Genomic DNA, 13,325 nt, shown 5'->3' with positions numbered 1-13,325 from the left:
CCTATGAGAAGACTATTTATTCCACCGAAGCTGGCGGTAATGGCCTTTTTTCTGGCTTTTTCATGCGCTGATAAACAAGATTTCAACCAGTTCGATGATCTGGAAATCACTCCTACGGTAGCTTCAAGCCTATTTTACCTTGAATCTGAAGAGCAGCACATAAATGCCGTTGGAAGTCTGGCCAATTTTTACACCCAACTCGTCAATTTTGAAGCCTTTAACGAAGAATTTGTGGCTGAGCGCTTGATAGATGGCACAATACGCTATGAAATCGAGAACACAACCAGCAAGGAATTGAATATCACTATTGAATTTTTGGATGAAGGCGGAAATGTGCTCGACACGCAAGTGTTCGATGTGGACCCAGCCCCATCACCCTTATTTTCACTTGAAGTATTTTATGGTTCCGGAGGGAAAAGCATCGATATTTTAACTGCTACAACAGGCCTTCGGATAAATGCGACCAATTTGGGAGATGCAACCAGTGTTTCGGCCTTGCCAGAACCCAAACTAATCCTAAGGTCAGCAGCTGAATTTAGATTTAGGCTAAAATGAGAGTTCGTCTAGGTTTGCTTTGGGCCGTTTTGTTTATGGGTATGTATCTGCATGGCCAAAACAAACAATTGCTTTACGATTTTTACGAGATACCACAATCATTGTTGGTCAATCCAGGAGTAAAAACCCTGGAAAAATGGCATGTTGGAGTTCCAGTACTTTCCGGATTGGCATTTCAAGGAGGAAGCAGTGGAGTTACGGTAAACGACCTTTTTGCCAATGATGGTATCGATTTTACCACTAAGGTCAGGGAGCGTTTGATAGAGGGAATGAGCAAGCGGGATGACTTTAGTACTACCAGTCAAATAGATGGATTCAATATCGGTTTTAGAGGGAGGAACAGACCAGACGATTATTATAGTTTTGGAATGTATGGAGAAACCGATATTATAGTATATTGGCCCAAGGACCTTACTGCTTTGGCCTTTGAAGGTAACGGCGGAAATAATATAGGCCGAAGTTTTGACCTAGGCGATCTCAGTCTTCGTGGCGAAATGATAAATGTTGCTCATTTTGGGGTCAACCGCAGAATAAGCAATACCCTGACCATCGGCGCACGCGCCAAGGTGTATTCAAGCATCTTTCAATTTCAATCCATTCAAAATTCCGGGTCTTTTAGGACCACACAGGGTCAAGACAATATATATTCCACTAGCATAACCGCCGATATGCAATTACAAACTTCGGGGGTTGAAGGTATTGTGGATATTTTGGAAGAGGATACAGGAACCACACAAAGAGACTTAGCAAAACTATTTATGAAAAGAGTCCTTTTTGGAGGTAATCTGGGATTGGGATTTGATGCCGGATTTACATATCAATTGAATCCTCAAACAACAATAACAGGTAGTATATTGGATGTTGGGTTTATATACAATTCCAAGGATGTCAAAAATTATACCGTGAGGGGTAATGCTGTCAACGAGGGTATAACAGTCTTTTTGCCAGAAGACATCCCCGATTTAAACAACAATCTTTGGGAGGATTTGGTCGACGAGTTGGAAGAAGCCATTCCATATGAGGAGAATGAGGAAGGTTATATTTCATTTAGACCGGTAAAAGTTTATGGATCTATCCGATACAATTTTGGGGAAGGAGGCATTTTTGATGAAAACTGCGGTTGCGGAATCAACGCCCAAAGTGGTCAGAATGATGCATTTTATCGAAATAGTTTGGGTGGGCAACTGTTCCTGATGAAACGTCCGCGAGGCGTTCAAGCTGCGGTAACAGGTTTTTTTCAAAAGCGGTTGGGTAGTGGATTTTCCTTTAAAACCACATATACGGCCGATAAATATTCTTTGACCAACATAGGACTGGGTCTGAACTTTCAAATGGGACCAGTAAATTTTTATGTATTGGGAGATAACCTTTTAGGTTATCGGAATATTCCCGATAGCCATTATGCCTCTTTACAGTTTGGATTTAATATTATATCTTGGAACGATAATTGATTAGTCACAATATATGAAACTGAGATTACTACTATTAACTGTGTTTACAGCAGGGTTAAGCATGCAGATGAGTGCACAATTGAACAAGTACAAATATATTATTGTACCCAAACACTTTGATGCCTACAAAATTCCAAATAGACATCAAACCAGTACCATAATCAAGCATCTTTTTACGAAAAATGGCTTTAATGCAGTATACGAAGATGCCTTGCCTGAAGATTTGGCAGATAACAGATGCTTGGGATTGCTTGTGGATTTGGAGGATAATTCTTCACTTTTTTCTACCAAGACCGCTATTGTGTTAAAAGACTGTCAACTAAACGAAGTCTTTCGGTCAATTGAGGGACGCAGTAAGATAAAGGAATATAAAAAGGCCTATAGGGAAGCCCTCAACGAAAGTTTTATCTCATTCCAAGGAATGGATTATGCATATACCCCTCAAAAAAAGGAGGAAAATAAAAAAACAGTCCAGGAACCGGTTACGGTTAGCTTTAAAAATGATGTAAAACAGTTGGAAGAAAAACCAACAGAAAAAGTGATTGTTCAGGAAGCTACTCCTGAAAATCAAACCTATAAAAGTGTTGCGCCAAAAGAATCATCTTATATAAAGGCACCGAGCACTGGAGAGCCTTTGAAAGAAGGTCTTTTGTACGCCCAACCTATTGAAAACGGCTATCAACTTGTGGACAGCACGCCTAAAGTGGTCATGAAGTTGATGAAAACTTCCGTGGACGAGATTTTTCTAGTGAATCACGATGGAAAAAGTGGTATGCTAACAAAACAAGATGGAAAATGGATTTTGGAATATGCAGATGGCGGGGGCAAAAAGACAAAAGAGCTGAAAATCAAGTTCTAAAATTCGTATTTATCCTTCCAACGTTTCTTTAGGAATTCTTTCATTGCATTTTCCCTGGGATTTTTTCCAGGCTTGTAGAATGTTGTTCCTGCTATTTCATTGGGCAAAAACTCAAAATCTACAAAATTGTTTTCATGGTCATGGGCATAATCATACCCCTTTCCGTAACCAATATCCTTCATCAGTTTTGTAGGTGCATTTCTAATTGCCAAAGGAACCGATAAGTCTCCGGTTTCCTGTACCCGTTGTTGCGCATGTTTTATGGCCATATAACTGGCATTGCTTTTTGGTGAGCTGGCCAAGTAAGTGGCACACTGACTTAATATGATCCGGGCTTCCGGATAGCCAATGGTATTTACCGCCTGAAAGGCCGAATTTGCCAGCACCAAAGCCGTAGGATTGGCATTGCCAATATCTTCCGATGCCAATATCACCAATCTTCGGGCAATAAATTTAACATCTTCACCTCCTTCGATCATTCGTGCCAACCAGTACACCGCTGCGTTGGGATCACTACCCCTGATGGATTTGATAAAAGCAGAAATAATATCATAATGTTGTTCACCAGTTTTGTCATAGAGCACGGTGTTTTTCTGTACTTTTTGAAGTACAAGTTCATTGGTGATAGTTACCGTTTCTCCTGTTTCGGAGTTGACAATGAGTTCAAAAATGTTCAGGAGTTTTCGACCATCCCCTCCAGAAAGTCGCAATAAGGCCTCGGATTCTTGTAAATCTATCTTTTTTGATTTTAGAACGGAATCCGTTTCCATGGCCCTTTTCAAAAGAGATTCGAGGTCTTCCTTTTCAAATGGATTTAAAATATATACCTGGCAACGGGACAACAGAGCTGGAATTACCTCGAAACTTGGATTTTCCGTTGTGGCCCCGATGAGGGTGACCCATCCTTTTTCCACAGCTCCCAATAAAGAATCTTGCTGGGATTTACTGAAGCGGTGGATTTCATCAATAAACAAAATAGGATTTTTGGCCGTAAAGAGGCCTCCGGCCTGTTTGGCCTTGTTGATTACTTCCCTAACATCCTTAACCCCACTGCTGATGGCACTTAGTGTGTAAAAAGGTCGCTGGCTTTCATTGGCGATAATATTGGCCAGGGTAGTTTTTCCCGTACCCGGAGGTCCCCAAAGAATCAAAGAAGGTATGATCCCATTCTTTATTTGATGGGTCAACGAGCCATTTTCACCTACAAGGTGGTTCTGACTGATATAATCTTCTAAAGTTTTAGGACGTATCCGCTCCGCCAAGGGTTCATTCATAACGATAAAAATAAGATAATTTTATAGTAGCCAAGAGGATGTATGCGTATGGTTTTTGGTCAAAACATGACAAAATGTGTAATTTCATGATATGGCCGGATAATTGATTGAGCAATAGCATGTCCAATACAGAACATTTTAGGTTTTCCAATGCCGTATTGATGGCCCCGCTTTTGGCCATACTCTCTATATGGACCGTTTTTTGGCTGGAACTTCAACTGGGGATCAACTTCAATAAATATGGGATCAACCCTCGGGAAATTGTGGGATTGCGAGGGGTGGCCTTTAGCCCATTTATACATGGTTCGGTAGAGCATTTGTACAACAATACTATTCCGTTAGCGATTTTGACCGCCTTCCTATTTTATTTTTACAGACCTGTGGCCTTAAAAGCCTTGGTCTGGGGCACCTTGATTTCGGGGATTTTAACCTGGATGATAGGTAGACCCTCATATCATATTGGCGCTAGTGGAATTATTTATGTTTTGGCAAGCTTTATTTTCTTTAAAGGGGTATTCGCCAAACATTTTAGACTTATAGCACTTTCTTTGGTGGTGGTTTTCATCTATGGGAGTATGATATGGTATATTTTTCCCATTGAAGAGGGTATTTCTTGGGAAGGGCACTTATCAGGATTCATGACTGGCTTGATTTTGGCGCTTCTGTTAAAAGTGAAAGTACCCAAGGAAAAAAAATACCATTGGGAAAGGGAAGATTATGACGAGGACAAGGATCCTTTTTTAAAGCATTTTGATGAAAATGGGAATTTTATTGAAACCCATCCAGAAGAAGGAGATAACAAGATAGAAATAACCTATCACTATAAAAGAGACAAGGACACATAAAATGTTAGAGCATTCGCTGCCGAACCGCTTCGTACAAAAACACCCCGCAGGCCACCGAAACATTTAACGAGCCTATATCGCCCAAAAGTGGAAGTTTGGCGTTATGATCTGCTAGATTAAGGATTGAAGCTGAAATACCTTTGTCCTCCGCTCCCATAATCACTGCACAAGGTTTGTTGAAATCTACGGAATAAATACTGTTTTCGCCTTTTTCGGTTGCGGCTATGATGGCTACACCCGAAGATTGCAAATAGAAAATGGCATCTTTTAAATGGTCAACCTTTGAAATAGGGACTCTGAAAGCCGCTCCAGCAGAAGTTTTTACCGTATCGTCGGTTATGGGAGCAGCACCATTTTTGGGAATAATAATGCCATCTACTCCGCAGCACTCGGCCGTTCTTATTATTGCGCCAAAATTTCGAACATCTGAAACCTGGTCCAGCAGTAAAAAAAGTGGAGTGCCATCTGCTTCCATCACCTTTTCTACCAAATCTTCAAAATTGTGAAATTGAACAGGGGAGATGTTGGCCACCGCTCCTTGATGGTTGTTCTTTGTCAACCTGTTTAATTTCTCAACAGGTACGTACGAACTGCTGAGACCATTTTTTCTGATTGCAGTTTCCAGTTCTTTGAACAAATCCCCACCGAGTCCTTTTTGAAGGAAGATTTTATTTATGGGTTGTTCTGCCTCAATAGCCTCAAGAATGGCCCTAATTCCATAGATTTGGTTGCTCATAGTGTGTACGCTTATTCAGTGCGCAAGGTAAGTTACTTCTACTTAAGAAGAAATTTTATGTACCACTAAAGGTCCATTGTTGGTTGTGCTGATCAGATACTTTGCGTTATTTGGCCCTTCAATGAGTTCAATACTCTTTACATTTCCGTCCAATATAAGCCCTGAATTTTGGTATGGAACACTTTGGTAGCCATCTTTTCCATTGGACAATAAAATAACACCGGAAATGGCATCCAAACGAGGCGTTTCCACCTCTGTTTCATAGATGTTCCCTGCAGTGATCACATCTTCAAACCCATCTTTGTTCAGGTCTACAAAAGCACAATCAAGCAAAGGATAGGACTGGGTGTCCACTGGGAGCAGTTTTTTTTCAAAATTGAGATTCCCCTTATTGATCAATAGCACAGACTCAAACTGGGTGATACTATTTTCGTATGAGTTTTTCAATTTTTCCCCATAAATATCCGTTAAACTGGCATTGGCGAACTCGGAATAGGTTTCAAATTTTTCTTTAATGAAAGGCATCTGTTGGCTGGAACATTCCCTGCCGCGAACTGGCACATAAGTTCCATTGTATTTTTTGCTCAGTACAATATCATTGGTGCCATTGTCATCAAAATCCGTTGCGTAGATTTTAAAAGGTTTTTCTGCGGAAGCCTTAAACTTTATATTGAGTCCAGCATTGCCAATAATATAATCTTTAAGTCCGTCATTGTTTACATCAGTCTCATGTATGGAAAACCACCATCCTTTTTCCTTCAGGACTTCGTTATTTAGGCCAATATTTTTGAAAGTACCCTGTTCGTTGATAAAAACACCGACTCCGGTCCACTCACCGACCGCGATAAAATCTTCCCATCCATCATTATTGATGTCGGTGACCTGAATATCGTTTACGATGCCAAAATCTAAAAAGTCGGGGGAAATCTCTTTTGTCACCTCGATAAGTTCTCCATTAACATTTTCGTAAAGTGCAGATGGTTGATGATTAGGGTACATTTTTGGGGTTACCCGATTCCCGACCAAAATATCGTTGTCCCCATCCTTGTCATAGTCAATAAAACATACAGATTTCCCATTTTTAGGGTATTTGCCCAAAGCATCACTTTCCAGTCGAGTGAAATGGCCCATACCGTCATTTAGATAGATTCGGTCCATATGATAGGAAGAGTGCTCAGCAAATTCATTGCCACCACTTGCAACAAACAGATCGAGGTCGTTATCCCCATCAAAATCAAAAAATAGGGATTCCATATCCTCGAACTGGGCATCACTTTGAAGGGCAGCGGAGCTTGTTTTAGTGAAACCAAAGTTGGTCTGAACGTAAATTTGACCCGCTTGCCCTGAGGCGCCTCCTACGTGAAAATCAACCAAACCGTCCTGGTTAATATCGCCTTTTGAGATAAAGGGCCCTAAGTTGGATTGTTTATAGGGCAGTAATATTTCGTCTTCAAAATCATCATATGCATTTTCTCTGTGTACAAAGTCCAATCCGATGTTTGAAGCATCTATTTTTTCAAAATAACTATCATTCGAATCTCGTTTTTGATATGACTTTGTTGCCTCGTTTTTTTGAAATGTAAGTGTTGTGTTGGCAGCAACATTGAACTTTTGCTCCATTTTTCCATTTGGCCAATAGATAGTGACGGTATCTATCACGGTACTTGGGCCAATACCAAAATGAGCGTTATTTTCTTGTGCGGACCTATAGCCCCTCACGCGCTTTATTTCAATCAATTGGGAGTTGCCATCAATGTTTATTTTGACCTTTGCAAATTCTTCCGAACTATCCCCTTTGGCAATGACCTTAAGGAAGTTACCCTTTTTTTCTTCCACAGATAGGTTTTGATAGACGAATGCACTGTCATCCATATTGTTGATGACAAGGTCCAAATCCCCATCGTTGTCCAAGTCGGCCGAAACGGCTCCATTGCTAAAGGAAAAATCGGCCAAGCCCCATTCTGAAGACACATCGGTAAAGCTCAACTCTGATTTTTGCTTGTACATGATGTTGGGCAATTTTTCAGAGGGCATGGATTCGTATAGCTGATGCTTTACCTCAAGGGGAACGTTGCCACCATATTTTTGACGGGCTTCAAAAACTTGTCTTTGTAAATCGTTGTCAAGGGCATAACGGCGATATCCGTTGGTTACATGGATTTCTTTACGGCCGTCCAGGTCATAATCGTTCATTAAAACCGACCAACTCCAATCTGTATTTGCCACTCCCGACATTTGGGAAATATTGTTGTACTTAAGGCCTCCAATGTTTTTTTGGAGCGAATTGTACATGTACTGGTATTGGAAATCCGCCTTGTTCACCAAATAATCAAATCGGCCTGTGCTCATGGAAGCCATTAATGTTTTAGATCTAACATGGTCATTTGCCGCCATATCAAGGACAAAAATGTCTTGAAGATTGTCGTTGTCCAAATCCGCAACGTCAATTCCCATACCATAAAACGAAATTTGATTGGTGGTTTTCTTTATTTGGTCCGAAAATGTGCCATTTTTATTGTTGATATACATAACATCGGGTAAATAATAATCGCTGGCCATATAAATGTCCATCCAACCATCCTCGTTAAGGTCGGAGACCATAAGCCCTAGTCCAAAAATGGGTTTTTCAAGTCCGGCAGTTTTTGTGACATCCACAAACTTTCCATTATCATTTCGATACAAGTGTGAGGAATTGAAATATTCATTTTCTTCATTGGAACCAACATACCTATTTAAGCTAATGGGGTCCAATCCATAAAGCTCATTTTCATTCATGACAATACAATCAAGGTCGCCGTCCTTGTCAAAATCAAAAAAGGCCGATTGGGTACTAATGCCCATATCCGCCAGACCATATTCCTCAGCCTGTTCTGTAAATGAACCGTCTTTTTGATTGATAAACAATAGATTTTTGCGATTGTCCCTTTGATTGGGGCCGCCTTGGGAGATGTAAATATCCATCCAATTGTCATTGTTGATATCCACAAAGGTGATACCGTTGGACCAATGCCTGCCAGTATTGATTCCGGCGGCTTCGGTGACATCTTTGAATGTCATTCCTCCTTGGTTGAGGTATATTCGATTTGAAACCTGATTGCCACAAAAAACAACATCTAAAAGCCCATCATTGTTTAAATCTTCAACGCCCACACCAGCTCCATTATAGAAGTAGTCATAATCAAAGAGATTATGCATGGTGGCAACATCATGCTTTAGGGTATTGGAGAAATTGATTCCGCTTACCGAGGCATCCAGTTTTTTAAATAATGGCAGCTTTTGGATAGCAATTCCCGTGGATTCGGAATGGGATGAATCTTTATTGGTGGAATTGCATCCAATAATCAGGAGAAATAGCAATAAAACTGGAAAAAACCAGCTCTTTTTAATCAGCATAATCATGGACGAAATATACTATAAATAATTGCTATCTATTTAAATGATACTGCCTATGGCGCTCTTTTTAACATTGGTGTTAAATCTAAAGTCCTAAAGCTACAACACCGGAATGATCTTTATCATAGTGGTAGGCTCTCCAGAAAAATCCTTCACCTTCAAATTTCCAAACAACCTCACCGGCATCAGAAACTTCCCAAACTCCGAAGTTGCCCTCCGTTATCATTCTGTTGCCATTGGGTAAAGGAACCATGCCTGAAACTTTTGGCGAATACAAATCTGGGTCTTCAAAGCTCCATGAGACCTCAGGCTCATTATCCGTGTTTGATGCTAGACCGAATGGGTCGGGCAATAGCAATTCGTAGGCGGTTGATTTATTCAAATCGCCACCGTTCGTAAAGATTGAAATCTTTCCTAGATTGGCACCATCCAGTAGTAATGGGTGATGATTGTTGCGGAAGAGTTGTTCTCCCATGGCATTGCCATAGGCTTCTGGATTACCAAAACGATATACCAAATCTCCACCGAAACCATAGCTGCCACCTGCATTTGAGGCTGCCTGTTCGGTGGTAGTACTGTGGTCAATAACCCAAACTTCGTGATAGAAGTTTACACTTAGGTAAATAAGGTCATTAATTTCGTCATATTCTATACCGTTGGCATGCATGATATCCCCTTCTTTGTCTGTTACATAATTGAGATTAATAAGTCGCGGGTTTTCAGCCACCACACCGAAATTTTCTTTGGTATCGTCATGATCTTGTATGAGATGGTCCCAGGCATGCCATTCCCAAACAATTTGATCAGTTGATGGATTGACTTCTATAATGGCCTCTGGGAATACATCTATTTCCATTGAGGACCCCGCAGCTTCTGCTTGTTCAATGGTTCTTTTTTCCCAAACAATTGTGATGAGATTTCCGGTGGGAAGTAATTCCACATCATGATGTGTAATATAATCTTCGGATGAATAGTCAAAATTCCATTCAATCGTACTATCTGGCTTGACATATTGTAGTTTGCCACCTTGTCCACCGTATTTTATTTGGGGATCATCGGCTTTCATTATGCCAAGTAATCTACCATCTGGGAGTAATTCGACATCATTGCCAATTCCGCTAGGTATGTCCCATTCATGAAGAATATTTGCTTCTTTGTCCATGAGATAAACCCTATCATTGCCGGCATCGTTTATAAGGACATAACCATCGTAAACCAAACTTTCGTTCAAAAATTCAACTTGACCTGCTTTGTCCGGTGGAACAACTGGGTCATCATCTGTTACAATGTCATCATCCGTGATGATACTATCGTCTGTTGGGGGGTCTGGGGTATTGTCATCGTTATTGCATGAGAATAGTGATAGGCCTATACACAATGCCAATGAAATAAGGGTAATACGTTTCATAAGATTTTTATAGCAATTTTTAGAAGGATACCTTATTCAATCTGTCGTTGACAGAGGTGAAAACTAAACTTGTATGTTATGACTAAATGAGATAGGTTGGAAGTAAAAGGGACATCATATAGATGCCCCCTTTTACTTTAATAGCTTGTTTGAAGCTATATATTTCCGAACTGTTTAGTTACAGATGTTCAACACAATCTCACCAGGAGTAGGGCCAGGGCCATCGGCCGCAGCAGTCTCACCAGTAGGAGCTTCCAACTCGTAAGTGTGCTCACCCTCAAAGTTACCTGGAGTGTATGTCCATACCAATTCTGTAGTACCGTCAGGAACGTTGATCACCTCGGTGTTTGTTGTTGCCTGGGCGGTAGAAACGGTATAGTCCGTACTTGTTCCATCGATTGTAACAGTGATAAAGGCACCATCCCATCCATCACCATAGCTATCATCCATGGTCAATGTGTAATCCCCAGTTACAGGAGCGGTAGGTATACAATTGATACCCGCTCTGTAAGCATAAGGTGATGAGAAGAAGGAACCACCGGATACGTTACCGGTTGCATCAACATCGGTAAACGACCTTCCATCTGTTAGGTTGACCACCAAACGAATGTTAATCTGGTCCCCACCAGTTACATTGGCCGGAGTGTTGGCAACACCCAAAGCTGAGAGTGCATCACCCAAGGAAACCGAAAAACTGGTCCTTGGCAGGCCATTTGGTCCAGAAGAAAATTCTGAAGCCTGTACGGTGCTCACAAGAGTCTCCGTAGCTGAAGTGGTACCGTTGGATGTGGTGTTGTCCACAAATCCAACATAAATCTCAACATTCGACAATAAATTTCCATCCTGATGATCTTGCTCCTCGATGGTCACACCAAAAATAGATGCTGGATCAAAAACATTGAAGGTGGTGCTTTCAAAGGATACCGTTCTTAGAACAGCTCCCCTGGCAACAGTTTCCTGGACGTCTACGGTCACCTTGTCATCCTCGCTACATGAAGCTACAAGGGCAACAAGCGCTAGCGCCATATATAATCTTAAATTTTTCATGTATTCAAATTTTGTTTTCATTGCACTTTTTATTAATTGGCCGCAGGAACCCCAGCTGTATCCCAGAAGACAGGCTGTTGCTGGTCTGGTTTTTGGCTAATGTTCGAGTTGTTGTTCACCGAGTTTGTCGGGTAATACATAGATCGAATGAAAACATCCGGGTTCGGCTCCAAGTTCGGCTGAAGCGTCGTTGGGAATCCTGTTCTTCTGTAGAAGTTGTAAGGATCCACCCCGTTACCAAAGCTAGCAATCCAAAATTGCTCAGCAAGAATATTCCACTGTCCAGCAGTATCGGCCGCATCCCAAGCAGCGTCAACAGCATCTCTGTAATCGGAGATATCCGTGGCACTTGGCTCGAAAGAAGCATCTGCACCGGCCAATCTTGTGGAAGCGAATGCTTGTACCTTTGCAACGGACTTGTCAAGACCTGCAAGCATTGCAGCTTTTGCTCCTGGTGCATCTCCAGATGCCATTGCCGCCTCTGCGATCATGAAATCGGAACCAAATGCGGTCAACAGGTTGGAAATACCAAGACCAGCGGCCCCAGCAACCAATCCAATTGCGGAAAAGCTGTCATCATCGAACTTGCCCCCTACCGGGTAGGTTCCATAAACCGTTCTAAGAAGACCATCCGGTGGGATACCATCGGCATCACCGTGGTCACGTCCCCAATATCCATTTGGAAGGTTACAGAAGGTAAATCCTCCGTCGATATAGTGCTGTGGTGGAGCTTCCAAAGAGCAGTTCAAGGTCTCCTCATCTGGTGCTGTACCATCCTCACCGGGAACCGTAGCGTTCTGTCTGTAGAAATAGTAACGGGTCCTTGGGTCGTCTGTGGTATCCATCAGGTTCATCAACCAGTTGGACATATAATCACCACCACCAGAAACGGTATAGTTGATACCATATCGTGGATGTCTGTTATCAGGTTGTGAAGCACTTGTTGCACCCCATGCGAAAAGAAGATCGTCGGCGGTAGCGTCGATGTAGTTTCCTCCAGCTACGATAGCGTTGAAACTTGCCAGTGCACTTCCGTCCACCAACCTTCTCTGAAGATAGATCTTCATCTTCAAGGTATTACACGCTTTGATCCATTGATCCTCATCACCTGCGTAATAAAAATCCGTTGGTGGCTTGGCCGAAGGGTCACTGTTGAAGTTGGCGATTGCCTGGTCCAACAATGCCAATGCGGCATCGTAGATGGATGCCCCTGGATCTGCTGCAGGGTTGAAGTTGTCATCAGCGATGGCAGCCTCAGAATAGGGAACGTCCCCAAAGAAATCCACCATGGTCACAAATAGATAAGCCTCAATGAACTGTGCTATAGCTATATGGTGAGTTAGGTCAGAGTCCATGGCCAAAGGCTCCATGGTACGGATGTTGGCCAATATCCTATAGGCATTGGACCATTCATCCGACATGTCACTTCCCTGGTAGGTGCTCACATAGTTTCTACCACTCATGTTCACGATACGGGTAAGCTCCATCCCAAGCTCGTTGAAACCGTCACCGGTAGTGTTACCTCCGGATGCCCAGTTATCGTTGGGATCGTTGTCTGCATCCCCTTCAAATTGTCTTACGAAATCCTCCTGGATCGAGTTCAAAAGGAAGTCTGCACTAGCTAAATCGGGAGTCAGCGCATTGGGGTTCGCTGTAAGGTCCAACTCGGTTGTCTCACAAGAAACCAACACTAGCGCCATTCCGCAAAATGCTGTAAATATGTTTTTACTTATTCTTTTCATTATCTTTTAATTTTT

The 13,325-nt window shown here is 41.9% G+C and carries 10 protein-coding genes; 4 read left to right on the top strand and 6 right to left on the bottom strand.

Translation table 11 applies throughout. The annotated features are described in order from the left end of the window. Nucleotides 1–3: 3 nt before the first annotated feature. The 3 genes from ACULLG_RS16560 to ACULLG_RS16550 are packed head-to-tail and all read left to right on the top strand — an operon-like array spanning nt 4 to nt 2,865. Entirely contained in the window at nt 4–555 is a 552-nt protein-coding gene (locus ACULLG_RS16560; protein ID WP_452127897.1) for a hypothetical protein, read from the top strand. Further along, nucleotides 552–2,006, top strand: coding sequence for a DUF5723 family protein (locus ACULLG_RS16555; protein ID WP_452127896.1), 1,455 nt, complete (start codon nt 552–554; stop codon nt 2,004–2,006). Before ACULLG_RS16560 ends, ACULLG_RS16555 begins: the two co-directional genes overlap by 4 nt. Before the next feature lie 13 nt (nt 2,007–2,019). After that, a complete protein-coding gene (locus tag ACULLG_RS16550; RefSeq protein ID WP_452127895.1) occupies nt 2,020–2,865 on the top strand; it encodes a hypothetical protein in 846 nt (281 codons plus the stop codon). Here the strand turns inward: ACULLG_RS16550 and ACULLG_RS16545 are convergent. Continuing rightward, entirely contained in the window at nt 2,862–4,139 is a 1,278-nt protein-coding gene (locus ACULLG_RS16545) for a replication-associated recombination protein A (protein ID WP_452127894.1), read from the bottom strand. The genes ACULLG_RS16550 and ACULLG_RS16545 overlap by 4 nt on opposite strands. Nucleotides 4,140–4,258: 119 nt before the next feature. On the opposite strand from ACULLG_RS16545, the gene ACULLG_RS16540 reads away from it, so the two are divergent. After that, nucleotides 4,259–4,984, top strand: coding sequence for a rhomboid family intramembrane serine protease (locus ACULLG_RS16540; protein WP_452127893.1), 726 nt, complete (start codon nt 4,259–4,261; stop codon nt 4,982–4,984). Between the two features lie 4 nt (nt 4,985–4,988). Here the strand turns inward: ACULLG_RS16540 and rlmB are convergent, their stop codons facing one another. From rlmB to ACULLG_RS16515, 5 genes are all read right to left on the bottom strand, one after another. Next, nucleotides 4,989–5,720, bottom strand: a complete 732-nt coding sequence (gene rlmB, locus ACULLG_RS16535) for a 23S rRNA (guanosine(2251)-2'-O)-methyltransferase RlmB (RefSeq protein ID WP_452127892.1) — start codon at nt 5,718–5,720, stop codon at nt 4,989–4,991. 42 nt (nt 5,721–5,762) lie between these two features. Further along, complete coding sequence (locus tag ACULLG_RS16530; RefSeq protein WP_452127891.1) at nt 5,763–9,119, bottom strand: VCBS repeat-containing protein; 3,357 nt, start codon at nt 9,117–9,119, stop codon at nt 5,763–5,765. A gap of 79 nt (nt 9,120–9,198) precedes the next feature. Further along, nucleotides 9,199–10,521, bottom strand: coding sequence for an aryl-sulfate sulfotransferase (locus ACULLG_RS16525; RefSeq protein WP_452127890.1), 1,323 nt, complete (start codon nt 10,519–10,521; stop codon nt 9,199–9,201). A gap of 174 nt (nt 10,522–10,695) precedes the next feature. Beyond that, on the bottom strand, nt 10,696–11,568 hold the full coding sequence (locus ACULLG_RS16520) for a hypothetical protein (protein ID WP_452127889.1): 873 nt from the start codon (nt 11,566–11,568) through the stop codon (nt 10,696–10,698). A 32-nt stretch (nt 11,569–11,600) separates the two neighbouring features. Next, nucleotides 11,601–13,310: a SusD/RagB family nutrient-binding outer membrane lipoprotein gene (locus ACULLG_RS16515; protein ID WP_452127888.1), complete on the bottom strand. Its 1,710-nt coding sequence runs from the start codon at nt 13,308–13,310 to the stop codon at nt 11,601–11,603. Nucleotides 13,311–13,325 lie beyond the last annotated feature (15 nt).

This window comes from Flagellimonas sp. 2504JD1-5 (assembly GCF_053618295.1).
This window is presented reverse-complemented; position numbering and strand designations above follow the sequence as displayed.

Bases quoted from the DNA above. Each gene is read 5' to 3' on its own strand.
- ACULLG_RS16525 (WP_452127890.1), bottom strand. From the start codon at position 10,521: ATGAAACGTATTACCCTTATTTCATTGGCATTGTGTATAGGCCTATCA.
- ACULLG_RS16530 (WP_452127891.1), bottom strand. From the start codon at position 9,119: ATGATTATGCTGATTAAAAAGAGCTGGTTTTTTCCAGTTTTATTGCTA.
- ACULLG_RS16555 (WP_452127896.1), top strand. From the start codon at position 552: ATGAGAGTTCGTCTAGGTTTGCTTTGGGCCGTTTTGTTTATGGGTATG.
- ACULLG_RS16540 (WP_452127893.1), top strand. From the start codon at position 4,259: ATGTCCAATACAGAACATTTTAGGTTTTCCAATGCCGTATTGATGGCC.
- ACULLG_RS16515 (WP_452127888.1), bottom strand. From the start codon at position 13,310: ATGAAAAGAATAAGTAAAAACATATTTACAGCATTTTGCGGAATGGCG.
- ACULLG_RS16550 (WP_452127895.1), top strand. From the start codon at position 2,020: ATGAAACTGAGATTACTACTATTAACTGTGTTTACAGCAGGGTTAAGC.
- ACULLG_RS16560 (WP_452127897.1), top strand. From the start codon at position 4: ATGAGAAGACTATTTATTCCACCGAAGCTGGCGGTAATGGCCTTTTTT.
- ACULLG_RS16545 (WP_452127894.1), bottom strand. From the start codon at position 4,139: ATGAATGAACCCTTGGCGGAGCGGATACGTCCTAAAACTTTAGAAGAT.
- ACULLG_RS16520 (WP_452127889.1), bottom strand. From the start codon at position 11,568: ATGAAAAATTTAAGATTATATATGGCGCTAGCGCTTGTTGCCCTTGTA.
- rlmB (WP_452127892.1), bottom strand. From the start codon at position 5,720: ATGAGCAACCAAATCTATGGAATTAGGGCCATTCTTGAGGCTATTGAG.